The sequence below is a fragment of the Mycobacterium sp. P4_H6 genome, from assembly GCF_056400845.1.
In genome coordinates, this window is the sequence record NZ_JBFUKN010000002.1 from 101,180 (window position 1) to 116,186 (window position 15,007).

The following is a 15,007-nucleotide window of genomic DNA, read 5'->3' on the forward strand; positions in this document are numbered from 1 at the left end:
ACCGGTGGCGCCGGCGGGGCGCTGCCCTCTAGCGAAGGAGGTGGACCGTGTTCGCACGATCTACCACAGTGATGGCGCGCCCCGAATCGGTCGACGACGGCATCGCCTATGTCCGCGACGAGGTCATGCCGGCACTTCTGGAACTCGCCGGTTGCATCGGTCTGTCGCTGATGGTCGACCGGCAGACCGGCCGGTGCATCGCCACCAGCGCCTGGGACAACGCGGATGCGATGGCCGAGAGCGCCGATGCGGCCGGCCGGCTGCGCGCGCAGGCCGGTGAGCGATTCGGCGGACCGGCCACCGCGGAGGATTGGGAGATCGCGGTGCTGCACCGCGAGCACAGCTCCGATCCGGGTGCCTGGGTGCGGGCCACCTGGGTGACGGTGCCGCCGCAGCTCACCGAGGCGGGTGTCGAGTATTACCGCAGCGCGGTACTCCCCCAGATCGAGCACCTACCCGGATTCCGCAGCGCCAGCCTCCTCGTCGACACCACGTCCGGGCGGGCGGTGTCCTCGGTGTCGTTCGTCAGCCAGGAAGTGATGGAGCACAACCGCGACTACGCCTCGACGCTGAAGGCCGAGTCGATCCGGGCGGCAGGTGCCAGTGCAGTGGACGAGGGCGAGTTCGAACTCGTCATCGCCCACCTGCGGGCACCGGAGCTGGTCTGACTCAGAGGGTGCTGAGCAGGGCGTCCAGTTTCACGTAGCCCTCGGTCATACCGCCCTCCATACCGGAGGACAGCAGCGCGTCACGGGCCTCGGTGTTGGGACAGATCGAGCGGCCCCGCAGCCGCGACCGGCCGCCACCGAGGTCCTCGAACCACAGGTACTCGATGTTGACCATGTCCGGGGCACCGTCGAACTCGAAGGTCTGCAGGATGAACTCATTTGTCCCGGACGGTGTGGAAGGTACCGTTGAAGCCGTAGGTCCCGCTGCCATCGGAGTGTGAATAGCGGTATCCACCATGGTTTTTGAAGTCCCATTCGGTGATCTCCAGCTGCAGACCGTGCGGGCCGAGCCACTGCTTGACCAACTCGGGGTCGCTGTGTGCCCGGAACAGGGCGTGCACCGGCGCGTCGAACTCCCGGCTGAACTCCATCGCCAGCGTGTCCACCGGCGCGGTCAGGTCGAGTGCGTTGGTCATGTCGTCTCCTAGCTTTCGGTGGGTGGTTCTTCGGTGAGCGTCGCCAGCAGGCCGTCCAGCCGGCGGTAGGTGCGTTCGGCGTCCAGCCGGTACCTGTCGATCCATTCGGTGAGCCGTTCCAGCGCGGCGGCATCCAGGTGCACCGGCCGACGCTGCGCCTCCCGGCTGCGGGTGACCAGTCCGGCCCGCTCCAGCACCTGAATGTGCTTGGACACCGCCTGTTTGGTGATGTCGAACGGCGCGGCCAGTTCGTTGACCGTGGCCGGCCCCCTGGCCAGTCGCGCCACCATGGCACGCCGGACCGGATCGGCCAGCGCCAGGAACGCGCGGTCCAGGTCGTCGTCCAGCATGCCCATTAGTCAATCTTTCGGTTGTGCAACCAATTGGTTGATTACCACGATAGGCGACGGCGCTAACGGGGTCAAGGGGCGTCGTCGTGCCGCGAATGTGGGGGCTATGTACGCACACTCGCGTTCAGGCGTACACAGCGCTCACACTCGACCTAGCGTTTGCGCCGGATGATGGCCCGCAACTTCTCCAACCGGCTCGCGATCTCCCGCTCGGCGCCGTAACTGGTGGGCTGATAGTAGTCGACACCCACCAGCTCATCGGGCGGATACTGTTGGGCGGCAACACCACCCGGCGCGTCATGGGCATATTTGTAGCCGACCGCGTTGCCCAGCTTCTGAGCCCCCGAATAGTGCCCGTCACGCAGGTGCGCAGGCACCAGGCCGGCCTTGCCCGCCCGGATATCCGCCATCGCCGCGCCGAGGGCGGTCGTCACCGCGTTCGACTTCGGCGCGGTCGCCAAATGCACCGTCGCGTGCGCCAGCGTCAGCTGCGCCTCCGGCATCCCGATCAGCGCCACTGTCTGCGCCGCGGCGACCGCGGTCTGCAGCGCCATCGGATCGGCCATCCCGATGTCCTCGCTGGCCAGGATCACCAGCCGGCGGGCCAGGAAGCGCGGATCCTCCCCCGCGGTCAGCATCCGGGCCAGGTAGTGCAGCGCGGCATCCACATCCGAGCCGCGCACCGACTTGATGAAGGCGCTGATGACGTCGTAGTGCTGATCGCCGTCGCGGTCATAGCGCACCGCCGCCTGATCCAGCGACTGCTCCACCACCTCGACGGTGACCGTGCCGCCCGCGCCGCCGGAGGTTTCGGCGGCGACCTCCAGCGCGGTCAGCGCGCGGCGGGCATCCCCGGCCGACAGTTTGACCAGCAGCTCCAGCGCATCGTCGTCGATGGCGACCTTGCCGGCGAGACCACGCTCATCGGCGGCGGCCCGCTGCAGCACGGCGCGGATGTCATCGGCGCCCAACGGCTGCAGCTGCAGGATCAGTGACCGGCTGAGCAGGGGGGCGACCACCGAGAAGGACGGGTTCTCCGTGGTCGCCGCGACCAGCAGCACGATCCGGTTCTCCACGGCCGCCAGCAGCGCGTCCTGCTGGGTCTTGGAGAACCGGTGCACCTCGTCGATGAACAGCACGGTCTGCTGGCCGCGGATGGCGGCGTGGCGCGCCGTCTCGATCACCGCCCGGACTTCCTTGACCCCGGCGCTCAGGGCCGACAGCGCCTCGAACCGGCGCCCGGTGGCACCGGAGATCAGCGAGGCCAGCGTGGTCTTACCGGTGCCGGGCGGCCCGTACAGGATGACGCTGGCCGCGCCGGAGCCCTCCACGAGGCGGCGCAGCGGTGAGCCGGGTTTGAGCAGATGCTGCTGGCCGACGACGTCGTCGAGGCTGGCCGGGCGCATGCGCACGGCCAGCGGGCTGGCGCCCGTCGGCATATCGGCAGCGGCCGGCGCATCGCCCGGCATGTCGAACAAACTGTCTGACACGAGTTCTGCTTACCACGCCGAGCCGACGGGCTCCGCCAGGCTGGTGCCGTAATCGATCAGGCTGGTGCCGTAACGAAGTCGATGAGCTCCTCGACCCGGCCGATCAGCGCGGGCTCCAGGTCGTTCCAGTCCCGCACCCGACCCCTGATCCGCTGCCAGGCGCCCGCGATGTCGGCCTGGGTGGCGTGCGGCCAGCCCAGCGCCTCGCAGATGCCGTGCTTCCAGTCGATCCCGCGCGGGATCACCGGCCACTGCTTCAATCCCAGCCGCGCGGGTTTGACCGCCTGCCAGATATCGATGTAGGGATGGCCGACCACCAGGGTGTTCTCCCCGCCGGGTCCGCGCCGGACGGCGTCGGCGATCTTGGATTCCTTGGAGCCGGCAATCAGGTGGTCGACCAGCACCCCGAGCCGGCGGCCGGGACCGGGCTGGAACTCGGCCACGATGGCGCTCAGGTCGTCGACCCCGCCCAGGTATTCGACGACGACACCCTCGATGCGCAGATCCGCGCCCCACACCTGTTCGACCAGCTCGGCATCGTGGCGGCCCTCCACGTAGATGCGGCTGGCCAGTGCGACCCTGGCCTTGGCGCCGGACACCGCCACCGAACCCGAGGCCGTGCGGGCTGTCGCGGCCACCACCTTCGGCTTGACCAGGATGACCGGTTTGCCCTCGACCAGGAAGCCGGGCCCCAATGGGAATGACCGGACCCGGYGGTTGCGGTCTTCCAGGTCCACCCGGCCGCTCTCGATACGCACCACCGCGCCGACGAAACCACTGGACGGGTCCTCGACGACCAGTCCCTTGTCGGCCGGATGTTCGACCGAGCGCACGCGCGTACGCGCGTGCGGGTTCGTGGCCAGGATGTCGGAGCCGTAGCGATCAGTCACGCGGGCGATCCTAGAAACAGCGGCGCCGGAATCGGCGTTGCGACATGCCCCGGCGCGCCATCGTGATCGCCCCGTTGCCCGGCGAGGCTTGACTTGAAGCGCTTCAGGTTCGGCAGAGTGGTGCCATGGCCATCAACCTGTCCGAACCGGTGACCGCCGATCTCACCATCCAGCAGGTGGCCCGGCGCACCGGGCTGAGCGAATCCGCGTTGCGCTACTACGAGCGCATCGGGCTGATCGCCCCGGTGCCCCGCGATGACAGCAGCGGCCATCGCCGGTTCCCACCGGACCTGGTGGCCACCGTGGAATCTCTGGCCTGCCTGCGCGGCACCGGAATGTCGGTGCAGGACATGCGGTCCTATGTGGCCAACATGCGGGACGGCGATGCGGTGGATGCGCAGCAGCGCCTTTTCGCCGACCACGCGCAGCGGCTGGGCGACGAGATCGCCCGGCTGCAGGTGCGGCGGCGCTATGTCGCGGCCAAGGCCGCGCTGTGGCAGGCCCGGTGCGACGGCGACGACGCCGAAGAACAACGCCTCATCCCGACCATCGTCGAGTTGGGCAACCGACTACTGAACCAGGAGGCCACCGATGGCCGATGACACTTCCCCCGTTCTTGTCACCGGAGGGTCCGGATTCCTTGCCGCGCATACGATTCTGCAGCTTCTCGGGGCGGGCCGGCGGGTACGCACCACGGTGCGGTCGGCAGGCCGGCGCGATGAGCTCACCGAGGCACTTGTCGGGGCCGGTGCCGATGTCTCCGCGCTGAGCTTCGCGATCGCCGATCTGACGGCCGACGACGGCTGGGACGACGCGGTGTCCGGCGCCGAGTACGTGCTGCACATGGCCTCGCCCTTCCCGCCGAAGCAACCCGAGGATGCGGGGGAACTCATCGGACCCGCGCGGGACGGCACGCTGCGGGTGCTGCGCGCCGCGGCCCGGCACGGGGTGCGCAGGGTGGTCCTGACGTCGTCGTTCGCCGCGATCGGCTACAGCCCGAAACCGTCCGGACTGCCCTACGACGAATCCGATTGGACCGACCCGGCCCAGGACAACAGCCCCTACGTGCTGTCGAAGACGCTCGCCGAGCGGGCGGCGTGGGAGTTCGCGGCCGAGCACCCCGGTGCCCCCGAGCTGACGGTCATCAACCCCGTAGGGGTGTTCGGCCCCGCGCTCGGATCGAACCTGTCGAGTTCGGTCGGCATCATCGCGATGCTGCTGTCGGGCCGACCCTCACCGCTGCCGCGCGCCTCGTTCGCGGTCGTCGACGTCCGCGATGTGGCCGACCTGCATATCCGGGCCATGACCTCGCCGGTGGCGGCCGGGCAGCGCTATCTGGCCGCTGCCGGTGCGGCGATGACGCTGCCCGAGATCGCGGCCACCCTGCGCGAGCGCCTCGGTGAGGCCGCCGCGCAGGTACCGGTCGTCGAGGCCTCCGACGACGAGATCCGGGCCGCCGCCACCGAGCGGCCGGAACTCGAGGTGTTCGCCGGTCTGCTCGGGCCACCCAAACAGGTGTCGGCCGCCAAGGCCGTCGAGCAGCTCGACTGGCGTCCGCGTCCGGCAGCCGATGCGGTGACCGCGACCGCAGCGAGCCTGATCAGCCGCTGACAGCGGCCAGCTTCGTCGGCGATGAGGTGATCTCGTCGATGACGGTGTGGATGAAGCGCATCTTCTCCAGCACCGCCGCGGGCAGCACGAACGGGTACAGGTCATCGCGGCCCATCGAACGGTTCACCATGTTCAACGCCCAGGACAGCGGCAACCACATCTCGATGATGGTGTCGAATCCGCTGGGGCCCAGCGCCCGCCGGTCGAAGGTGGCGCCGGCCGGGGCGAGGCTGAAGGCGGCTGCGGTGTCCAGCGTGTCGCGGATGTGCAGATAGTGGGCGAAGGTCTCGGCCCAGTCCTCGGCGGGATGCATGGTCGCGTAGGAGGAGACGAAGTCGCTCTTCCAGCCCGCCGGTGCACCCTCGGTGTAATGCCGGTCCAGCGCGGCCTGGTAATCGAGGTCGGGATCGCCGAACAGCTCGTTGAAGCGCGTGAGGTAGTCCTGCGACGGGCTGACCAGCCGGTAGAAGTAGTAGTGCCCCAGCTCGTGGCGGAAGTGCCCCAGCAGGGTGCGGTAGGGCTCCTCCATCGCGACGCGCAGCTGCTCGCGGTGCACGTCATCGCCTTCGGCGAGGTCGAGGGTGATGACACCGTCGGCGTGCCCGGTGAAGACCTTCTCCTGCACGCTGCTCAGCAGGTCGAAGGCCAGCCCGAACTGCGGGTCCTCATCCCGGCCGATGATCGGCAGCTTCAGCTCGTGCAGCTCGGCGATCACCCGGCGCTTGGCTTTCTCCGCGCTGGCGAACTTGGCCAACGCATCTCTGTCGTTGTCGTGCGGCCGGGTACGGGTCAGCGCGCACGATGCGCACAGCTTGACGATGGGCCCCTTCTCCACCAACCAGTTGCATTCGGCCAGATGGAGATTCGCGCACAGCCGGTACTGCTGCTCATCGACCGCACCCGCGTGCTCGCTCTCCTCCTCGGGCGCGATCACCAGCAGTGCCATATCGTCGAGCGAGAAACCCAGCCTGGAACCGCACGACAGGCACTTCGAATTCTCGAACGCCAACCGCTGTCCGCAATTCGGGCAGTTGAAATCCCGCATGTCCGTCTCTTCCCCTATAACGCGGCCAGATCCGCGACCGCTTGAACGTGCCCCGTGCGGCTCGCGGCTAAACCACGCTGGACGGCGGGCCGGTCACATACGGCGCGACGTCGACGGAGACCTCGATCACGCTACTCTCCGAGTCTGTATAGATGATGCCGCGCAGCGGCGGGACGTCGGCGTAGTCGCGGCCGAAACCGACCACGATATAGCGTTCGTCGACCATCTGGTCGTTGGTGGGATCCAGCCCCAGCCACTGGTTCTGCGGGGTCCACACCGAGGCCCAGGCGTGGGTGGCGTCCACCCCGACCATCCGCTCCCGTCCGGGCGGCGGGTCGGTGGCCAGGTACCCCGACACATAGCTGGCGGCGAGTCCATTGGCACGCAGGCAGGCGATCGCCAGCCGGGCGAAGTCCTGGCAGACACCCTCCCGGGCGGCCAGCACCTCGGACACCCGGGTGGACACCGTGGTCGACCCGGAGCGGTAGGTGAAGTCGTTGTTGATGCGGGAGTTCAGATCGCGCAGCACCTCGATCAGCGGCCGCTCCGGGGTGAAACTCGGTGCCGCATAGTCGCGTACCGCGTCGGTGATCTCCGCGGACGCCAGGTCGAGGGTGAACTCGGTGGCCAGCGCGCCGTCCGCTCCCACCGGCCGGGCGATCTCCCACGGGGCGCGTGCCGAACCGCCGCCGTAGAGCTCGGGGGCCGGCGGGTCGACCTCGACGATCGACCGGCTGGTGACGATCAGCGTGCGGTGCCGCTCGGTGACGTGGAAGTAGGAGCTGAGATTGCCGTAGACGTCGCGGCTGGTGGTGCTGTCCGTGGTGTCCGGGTCGATCACCAGTTCGTGGGACAGGCAGCGTTGGGTGTCGGTTTCCCGCGGCGTCAGGAAGCCCCGGCCGTAGGAGCTGGTGACATCGTCCGAGTACCGGTAGGTGGTGCGGTGGGTGATCTCGTAGGTACGTGTCACGGCAGCAACCTGCGCTCATCGGGGCCCCACAGCGGCTGGATGCCGGTCGGCAGGGACAGGTGGGCGGCGGTGATCAGGTTGGACAGCTCCCGCAGGTCGGCGTGCAGACGGTCGAGCAGTTCCACGAGTTCGGTTCGGCGGCCGTCGGATCCGACGGTTTCCAGATCGGCCGGGTCGACGCGGCGCAAGGTGGCGGCGATCTCGTCGGCCCAGCGTTCCGGCCGTGAGGAACCCGACGACGACGGCAGCCGTTTCAGGTTCGCCCGCAGCCGTTCCAGTTGGAACACCAGCGATCTGGGGTTCTCCTCGTCGAAGAGCACCAGGTCCGCGATCGCCGACACGCTGACCTTGCCCAGTGTGCGGCGCCGGTAGATCACCGAGGATTCACAGGCCACCAGCATGGACTCGGTGACGGTCTGTTCGGCTCCTGGCCGTCGCACCGTGGTCAGCGTGGCCCGCAGCAGTGCGGTCAGCCCGAGTCCACGCTCGATCCGCTTGCCGACGTCCATCATGGTCCAGCCGATGTCCTGCACCATCGACTCGGCGGCCATCCCGGACAGCGCCAACATCCCGGCCAGCGTCTGGGACTGCGCGGTCAGCAGGTAGGCGTCCCCGGCCGCCTGCGATTCCGGTGGGGCGCCGTACCGCTGGACGACGGCGCGTTCCACGGCGGCCAGCACCATCCAGGTGTCGTTGGACATCTGGTCGCGGACACCCCTGGCCGCCAGACCCAGCCGTTCCACCGATTGCGCCAGCGAACCGGGACGGCGCCGGTCGGCGGTCAGCGCCCAGAGTGTGCTGGGCGCCACCGCGATCGCCTCGTGGTCGTCATCGCTCGCGCCGGTATCGGTTCCGGTGATCGAGCCGATGGCACCCAACAGCACCGGCACGCACTGGCTCTCCTCCATGTCCTGGCGGTACCGGTATTCGTGGTAGCGCTCGCGGGTGACCGTGAGCAGTCGAGCCATGTGCTCGGCACGCTCGGCGTAGCGGCCCAGCCAGAACAGATCGGACAGCACACGCGGCGAGCTCACGGCACGGGTCGGGCTCGGCGTCATGACCGGCAGGTCGACCGCCGGGGTCGGGATCGCCTTGGCCCGGTCCGGGGTGCGCACCCAGACATCCTTGGCGGCAACGGTATCCAGGGTGTAGGCGGCGTTGCCCGGGGCGGGCAGGAACCCCAGACCACCGATCAGCGGTGCGTAACCGCCGCGCTGGGCGACGGTGAACAGCCGGATGCCGACATCGGCGGCCGATACGCCGCCGGGGTAGTAATCGGTTGGCGCCGAGGAGAATTGCGGGAGTTCCTGGCCCACCCACCGCCACGGATGGGCACTGATGCGGGCGGCCAGCAGTTCACGGTCGGCCACGGTGAGCGTCGGACCGACGATCGTGTGACCACCGGTGGCCGGTTTGATCAGCAGCGTGGACAGGTTGGCCAGCAGATGGGAACGCTCCACATCGGTGCCGCCCCAGTAGGTCTGCGGGGACGCCAATGTCGGGGTCTCCCCCACCAGCATCTCGGTCAGCCGGGGCAGGAAATGAAGCAGCCCCGGGCTTTCCAGGATCCCGCTGCCCAGGGTGTTGACCACGGTGACGGCGCCGCGGCGCAGCACCTCGACGAGTCCGACCACGCCAAGGCGTGAGTCGGCGCGCAGATCGAGGGGGTCGACGTAGGCGGCGTCGACCCGGCGCAGCACCACATCGACGCGCTTCAGGGTGCCCAGCGACCGCATCCACAGGGTGCCGTCGCGCACCACCAGATCAGCGCTCTCCACCAACGGGAAGCCCAGCACATTGGCCAGATAGGCCTGGTCGAACGCGGTCTCGGACTGGGTGCCGGGACTCAGCACCACCACCACCGGCTCCTCGGCAGCCTCGGGCGCGGCATCGATGAGGGCCAGCCGCAGCGCCTGCGCCCACGGGGACACCGGGCGCGGCGCGATGCGCTCGTACAGATCGGGTGCGGCGTGGGCGATGACGCGCCGGCCGGCCAGGGCGTAGCCGGCACCGGAGGGCGCCTGGGTCCAGTCGGCGTTGGCGCGGAAGGTGCCGTCGGCGGCCCTGCTGACATCGCAGCCGTGCAGGAACAGCTGGTGGCGCCCCGGTACCTCGATACCGTGCGCGGCACGCACGTAGGCCGGGTGGGCGAACAGCAGCTGTGCGGGCAGCACCCCGCTGGTGATCGACTTGCGTTCGCTGTAGAGGTCGGTCAGCACGGCGTCGAGCAGCCGGGAGCGCTGCACCAGACCGGCTTCCAGGGTGTCCCAATCCGCGGAGGACAGCAGCAGCGGCAGCCCGTCGAGGCGCCACGGCTCGGCCACCGCGTCATCGGTGAGTGCGTCCTGATCGACGTGTACGAAGGTGATGCCGTCGTCATCGACGAGGTTGCGGACCGTGCCGCGCAGCCGGTCCAGCCCGTCGGGTCCCCGGTCCCCGACGCATTCGGCGAGCTCCTGCCACGCCGGGCGGATGGTGCCGGTGGCGTCGATGAACTCGTCGTACCCGGCCCCCCGCATGCCCCGGACATCGAACAGCGCCTGCTGGGTGCGCCTGGCCCGGTAGCCGGCGAGCACGTCGACGGTGCGCGGCGGCGCGCCGGAGAGCCCGGAGTTGGGCTCCATCGAGCCGGTGCGAAGAACCATCAACGCAGAACGGTACGCACCCGGCGCAGGTCCAGGATGCCGGGCGCGCCCGTGTCGGTCGACTGGCGCGCCTGCTTCTCCCGCAGATCCGACATATCCACACGTCCGGGTGTGAATCCCGTCGCCTCGAAGCGGCGCCCACGCCGGGACTCGGCCTCCACCGCGTTGACCGGCGGGCTGTCATAGGCCCGGCCCCCGGGGTGCGCGACGTGATAGGTGCAGCCACCGCGCGATGTGCCGGTCATGGTGTCGACGAGTTCGAAACGCAGCGGACCGTCGACGGTGATGGTCGGGTGCAGCGCGCTGGGCGGCTGCCAGGCCCGGTACCGCACGCCGCCGACCTGGATGTCGGTCTTATCGGTGGCCAGCAGCGGTATCGGGTGACCGTTCGCGGTGACGATGTAGCGGTGCCGGTCGGCCCCGACGAGGCGCACCTGGATGCGCTCCACCGAGGAATCGACGTAGCGGGCGGTGCCGGTTCCGGCGGACTCCTCGCCGAGCACGTTCCAGGGTTCGATGGCACCGCGCAGTTCGATCTCGACGCCGTCGAATACCGCGGTACCGATGCGCGGGAACCGGAACTCGGTGAACGGGTCCAGCCAGCTGGTATCGAACTTCACGCCGTGCGCCCGCAGGTCGGCCGCCACATCGGCGATGTCTTGAATGATGAAGTGCGGCAGAAGGTATCGCCCGTGCAGGTTGTCGCCGTGCCGAATCAGCGGCATCTTGAGCGGCTCGTCCCAGAACCACGAGATCAGCGAACGCACCAGCAGCGACTGCACCATCGCCATTTGATGATGCGGCGGCATCTCGAACCCGCGCAGTTCCAGCAGGCCGAGCCGGCCGGTGGGACTGTCCGGGCTGTAGAGCTTGTCGATGCAGAATTCGGCGCGGTGGGTGTTGCCGGTGATATCGGTGAGCAGGTGGCGCAGCGCCCGGTCGGTGGTCCAGGCGGTGTCGGCGTCTTCCTCTGCCAGCCGGGCGATCTCGGCGAACGCGATCTCCAACTCGTACAACGATTCCGCGCGACCCTCGTCCACCCGCGGGGCCTGGGAGGTGGTGCCGATGAAGCGGCCGGAGAACAGATACGACAGTGCGGGGTGGCGCTGCCAGTAGGTCAGCATCGACACCAGCAGGTCGGGACGGCGCAGCATCGGCGAATCGGCGGGTGTGACACCGCCCAGGGTGATGTGGTTGCCACCGCCGGTACCGCCGTGGGTGCCGTCCACGTCGAACGCCTCGGTGGACAGCCTGGCTTGCCGGGCCTCCTCGTAGAGCGTCTCCAGCTGCGCCTTCTGCTCGGCGAAGCTGCTGGTGGGCGCCACATTGACCTCGATGACGCCGGGGTCGGGGGTGACGCTCATCGACGTGATCCGCCCGTCGCGCGGCGGTCCGTAGCCCTCGATGACCACCGGCACGGCGATGGCGGCCGCGGCCTGCTCGATCCGGGACACCAGTTCGACGAAATGGTCCAGATCGGTGGTGGGCGGCAGATAGACGTAGAGCACCCCGTCGCGCACCTCGGCGACCAGCGCGGTGGTCGGCGCCTCATCGGCGTCCTCCACGGGTGCCGGCGAGTCGGCGACCGCGCCGGTGCGCAGTGCGGCGCGCTGCGCGGTCGGATCGGCATCGAAGTCCGGCCGTGGCGCCCGCCAGCTGATCGAGTTCAGCGGCAGCCGCAGGCCGGCCGGGGAATCACCGGCCAGCAATACGATTCGTCCGCGGCGCAGCTGCCAGTCGGCGCTCGCCCACCCGGACTCGTCGTCCCGGCGGTGCAGCGGCAGGACGTAGGCGGCGGGCTCCTCGGTCGATTCGTCGAGCCGGGCGAGCAGCTTGGCGCGCCGCGCGGTGTCATCCTCGGTGAGGTCGTCTCCGGTGGCGACGGGATCCCCGGCGGGGCGGCGCACCGCGGCGGCCAGACGCTCCAGCGGGTCCTCGTAGGCGGCCCGCACCTGGGTGGCGGGCAGTCCCAGCCCATCGGCGATGAACCCGAGCAGGCGGGCGCCGGCATCGGAGGGCGCGTCATCGGCCTTCGCCTCCGCCCAGGGGTCTGCCAGCAACGTCGGATCGTTCCAGAGCGGCTCACCGTCGGTGCGCCAGATCAGGCCGATCTGCCAGCGCGGCAACGGTTCTCCCGGGTACCACTTGCCCTGGCTGCGCTGCACCAGGCCGTTGGGCGCCCACACCTTGCGAAGCCGCTCGGCCAGCACCGAAGCGCGCTCACGCTTGTGCGGGCCATCGGCGGTGGTGAGCCATTCCGGGTCGGTCTGGTTGTCGATCGACACGAAAGTGGGTTCGCCGCCGACGGTCAGGCGTACGTCACCGGCAACCAGACGTTCGTCGATCTGCGCGCCGAGGGCGTTGATGGCCTTCCACGCTTCGGGCGTGTACGGCAACGTGACCCGAGGATCCTCGTGGATACGGGTCACGATGTTGGCGAAGTCGAGCGTCGATTCGCACGGCCCGACAGCACCGGTGATGGGCGCCGCGGACGCGGGGTGCGGGGTCGCCGACAGCGGGATGTGGCCTTCCCCGGCGAACAGGGCCGACGTGGGATCCAGGCCGATCCAACCGGCGCCGGGAATGTAGACCTCGGTCCACGCGTGCAGGTCGGTGAAGTCGGCGGCCGGCCCGGAGGGGCCGTCGAGCGCTTCGACATCCGAGGTCAGCTGCACCAGGTACCCGGAGACGAAGCGCGCCGCCAGGCCGAGCTGGCGCAGGATGGAGACCATCAGCCACGCCGAGTCACGGCAGGAGCCGATCCCGGTCTGCAGCGTGAAATCCGGTGTCTGCACGCCGGGTTCCATCCGGACGCTGTAACCCACGTCGGCCCGGACGGCGGCGTTGAGCTTCACCAGGAAGTCGATCGTGCGGGTGCCCGGCGCGGTGGAGAAATGCTGCACCCAGGACCTGGTGAGGTCACCGGGACCGGACCCGACGCCGTCCTCGTCGACCGGCCGCAGGAAGGGCTCCAGGTCGGCGAGCAGGTCCTCGGGGTATTCGAAGGGGAACTTCTCCGCCCATTCCTCGATGAAGAAGTCGAACGGGTTGATCACCTTCAGGTCGGCGATCAGCCCGACGGTGATGCTGAGGCTGCGGGCGCGGTTCGGGAACACCAGCCGGGCCACGAAGTTACCGAAGGCGTCCTGCTGCCAGTTGACGAAATGGTCGGCCGGTTCGACCTGCAGCGAGTAAGCCTCGATCGGGGTCCGTGAGTGCGGGGCCGGACGCAGCCGCACCACGTGCGGGTGCACGTCCACCAACCTGTCGAAGGTATAGGTGGTCCGGTGCTCCAGCGCCACTTTGATTCCCATAGCGTCCGATCCCATCACAGGTAGCGCGGGATCGCATTGTGCGTGGCCGCGGGCGCTACTCCATCTCCGCGGTCAGATCGAAATCATAGAAGGCTTCCTTGACCGATTGCATAAGGGCCTCTTTGGTATTCGGAGCGCCGGGCTCCCAGGACGCCACCGAGATGCATACCGCACCCCCGACGGTGCCCGCGGCGACCAGCATCCGGCCACCCATCCGCTCCAGGTCACCTGCGGTGAGCCCGGGCTCCGGCGAGCCCGCGACGAACAGGTCCGCGGGGGTCCCGTCCGGGCGGTTGACCTCGTCGGGCAGCGGGCCGCTGTTGGAGGACCCGATGGGCTTGCCGACCTTGAGAACCAGCTTCTCCAGGCGGCGCAGCAGGAATTTCGGGGAGTACGGGACCAGCGGCAGCGGGGCCAGCAGCCACTCGCGCTTGCCGGCCAGTTCGGTGAGCGCGGCCTTGATGCCGGCCCGGATCTCGCTGAGATCGTCCGGCGCCCGTTGCCCGTCGGCCATCACCGTGATGGTGTTGAGTGCGTTGCCCCGGGTGTCGCCGTCGACGCGTTCGCTGACCGGCAGCGAGAGCATGGCCTTGCCGTCCGCGTCGACTCGCCCGACGATGGCGCCGACGCGCGCGGCGATGCCGGCCAGCAGCACATTGCTGGACCCACCGAGCGCCTTGGCGCGGGCCTCCCACTCGGCCTGGTCGACGCGCACCGAGATGGTCGGCAGGTGCACCGCCTGCTGCGGGTGCCGTACCGAGGAGACGGGCGCGACGGCCTTCGCCGATTCGGACAGTTCCGCGGACTGCTCACGGGCGATCCGTACCGCTCCCAGCGCCGCGGCCGGAATGTCGCGCAGCGCCCGCACGGTGGTGCGGGCGTCCTGCCGCAGCGCCTGCGCGCGGGTGCGCGACCGCGGAGCGGGGTAGTCGAGATCCCGGCCGGTGCCGTTGACGGCGTGCGTGATCGATTCGATCAGGGCGCCGGCGTCGGCGACGGTGTGCGACACCACCAGGGTGACCACCGCGCCACCTTCCACGAGTGGCTGAACCCCGATATGCCACGGCGGGCCGTACTCGGGGTCCACCGGCACGTCGGCGCGCTCGTTGACGAAATCCCAGACCTCGTCGCGGCGGCGCTCGGCCGCGGAGATGTCGATACCGCCCGGCTCACCGGAGGACACCCAGTGGTGGCGCCCGAACGGGAGCGACGAGCGTTCGACCCGCCTGCCGAGCAGCCCGTCGGCGAGATTGCGGTGGAACCGCCGCAGCCCGTCCATGTCGACGCCGCGCTCGTAGATCCACACGTACTGGATCACCGGCCCGCGGCGCAGCGCCCGCAAACCCAGGTAGGAACCCTGGTCCATATATGCCAGCGTGTTGTCAGCCGGGTACGTCATATTGCCGGGGCCTCTCTTGACACGGAATATCCGTCGCCATGTGCGGGCCCCCCGTACACCTGATCGACGTAGCTGACGAATTTTAACGAATCTGTCAATATCTCGGGCGGCAATGCCTGGAAGTCGGCCGACAATAACCCGAAACCGTC

At 69.2% G+C, this 15,007-nt stretch carries 11 protein-coding genes and 1 pseudogene; 3 read left to right on the plus strand and 9 right to left on the minus strand.

Going from position 1 to position 15,007, the window contains the following annotated elements:
- Positions 1-47: 47 nt before the first annotated feature.
- Positions 48-668, plus strand: a complete 621-nt coding sequence (locus AC1DTF_RS01410; RefSeq protein ID WP_477472748.1) for a hypothetical protein — start codon at positions 48-50, stop codon at positions 666-668.
- Position 669: 1 nt separating this feature from the next.
- Here AC1DTF_RS01410 and AC1DTF_RS01415 read toward each other — a convergent pair.
- The 4 genes and pseudogenes from AC1DTF_RS01415 to AC1DTF_RS01430 all read right to left on the minus strand — a co-directional run bounded on the left by AC1DTF_RS01415 (position 670) and on the right by AC1DTF_RS01430 (position 3,874).
- Positions 670-1,144 (minus strand): annotated as a pseudogene (locus AC1DTF_RS01415) (SRPBCC family protein).
- An 8-nt stretch (positions 1,145-1,152) separates the two neighbouring features.
- Positions 1,153-1,500 carry an ArsR/SmtB family transcription factor gene (locus tag AC1DTF_RS01420; RefSeq protein WP_057165009.1) on the minus strand — a complete coding sequence of 116 codons (348 nt, stop codon included), beginning with the start codon at positions 1,498-1,500 and terminating at the stop codon, positions 1,153-1,155.
- 146 nt (positions 1,501-1,646) lie between these two features.
- Positions 1,647-2,963 (minus strand): replication-associated recombination protein A, encoded by a 1,317-nt coding sequence (locus tag AC1DTF_RS01425; protein ID WP_200962041.1) that lies wholly within the window; start codon positions 2,961-2,963, stop codon positions 1,647-1,649.
- Between the two features lie 77 nt (positions 2,964-3,040).
- A complete protein-coding gene (locus tag AC1DTF_RS01430) occupies positions 3,041-3,874 on the minus strand; it encodes a DUF3097 domain-containing protein (protein ID WP_477472749.1) in 834 nt (277 codons plus the stop codon).
- Positions 3,875-3,999: 125 nt separating this feature from the next.
- Between AC1DTF_RS01430 and AC1DTF_RS01435 the strand changes: the two genes are divergently transcribed.
- Positions 4,000-4,476, plus strand: a complete 477-nt coding sequence (locus AC1DTF_RS01435) for a MerR family transcriptional regulator (RefSeq protein WP_057165006.1) — start codon at positions 4,000-4,002, stop codon at positions 4,474-4,476.
- Positions 4,466-5,485, plus strand: a complete 1,020-nt coding sequence (locus tag AC1DTF_RS01440) for an SDR family oxidoreductase (RefSeq protein WP_477472750.1) — start codon at positions 4,466-4,468, stop codon at positions 5,483-5,485. Before AC1DTF_RS01435 ends, AC1DTF_RS01440 begins: the two co-directional genes overlap by 11 nt.
- Here the strand turns inward: AC1DTF_RS01440 and AC1DTF_RS01445 are convergent.
- The 5 genes from AC1DTF_RS01445 to AC1DTF_RS01465 form a co-directional block, all read right to left on the minus strand.
- Positions 5,475-6,530, minus strand: a complete 1,056-nt coding sequence (locus AC1DTF_RS01445) for a zinc-binding metallopeptidase family protein (RefSeq protein WP_057165004.1) — start codon at positions 6,528-6,530, stop codon at positions 5,475-5,477. The two genes, AC1DTF_RS01440 and AC1DTF_RS01445, sit on opposite strands and share 11 nt — an antisense overlap.
- A 67-nt stretch (positions 6,531-6,597) precedes the next feature.
- Complete coding sequence (locus AC1DTF_RS01450) at positions 6,598-7,500, minus strand: transglutaminase family protein (RefSeq protein ID WP_057165003.1); 903 nt, start codon at positions 7,498-7,500, stop codon at positions 6,598-6,600.
- Complete coding sequence (locus AC1DTF_RS01455; protein ID WP_477472751.1) at positions 7,497-10,145, minus strand: circularly permuted type 2 ATP-grasp protein; 2,649 nt, start codon at positions 10,143-10,145, stop codon at positions 7,497-7,499. The genes AC1DTF_RS01450 and AC1DTF_RS01455 overlap by 4 nt, the downstream gene beginning before the upstream one ends.
- Positions 10,145-13,459, minus strand: a complete 3,315-nt coding sequence (locus AC1DTF_RS01460; RefSeq protein WP_477472752.1) for a transglutaminase family protein — start codon at positions 13,457-13,459, stop codon at positions 10,145-10,147. The genes AC1DTF_RS01455 and AC1DTF_RS01460 overlap by 1 nt, the downstream gene beginning before the upstream one ends.
- 55 nt (positions 13,460-13,514) lie before the next feature.
- A complete protein-coding gene (locus AC1DTF_RS01465; RefSeq protein WP_477472753.1) occupies positions 13,515-14,858 on the minus strand; it encodes a hypothetical protein in 1,344 nt (447 codons plus the stop codon).
- Positions 14,859-15,007: the final 149 nt, after the last annotated feature.

What these genes read in the sequence shown, in the direction of transcription:
- AC1DTF_RS01420 (WP_057165009.1), bottom strand. Translation starts at nt 1,500, where the DNA reads ATGGGCATGCTGGACGACGACCTGGACCGCGCGTTCCTGGCGCTGGCC.
- AC1DTF_RS01425 (WP_200962041.1), bottom strand. Translation starts at nt 2,963, where the DNA reads ATGCCGGGCGATGCGCCGGCCGCTGCCGATATGCCGACGGGCGCCAGC.
- AC1DTF_RS01435 (WP_057165006.1), top strand. Translation starts at nt 4,000, where the DNA reads ATGGCCATCAACCTGTCCGAACCGGTGACCGCCGATCTCACCATCCAG.
- AC1DTF_RS01440 (WP_477472750.1), top strand. Translation starts at nt 4,466, where the DNA reads ATGGCCGATGACACTTCCCCCGTTCTTGTCACCGGAGGGTCCGGATTC.
- AC1DTF_RS01445 (WP_057165004.1), bottom strand. Translation starts at nt 6,530, where the DNA reads ATGCGGGATTTCAACTGCCCGAATTGCGGACAGCGGTTGGCGTTCGAG.
- AC1DTF_RS01455 (WP_477472751.1), bottom strand. Translation starts at nt 10,145, where the DNA reads ATGGTTCTTCGCACCGGCTCGATGGAGCCCAACTCCGGGCTCTCCGGC.
- AC1DTF_RS01460 (WP_477472752.1), bottom strand. Translation starts at nt 13,459, where the DNA reads ATGGGAATCAAAGTGGCGCTGGAGCACCGGACCACCTATACCTTCGAC.
- AC1DTF_RS01465 (WP_477472753.1), bottom strand. Translation starts at nt 14,858, where the DNA reads ATGACGTACCCGGCTGACAACACGCTGGCATATATGGACCAGGGTTCC.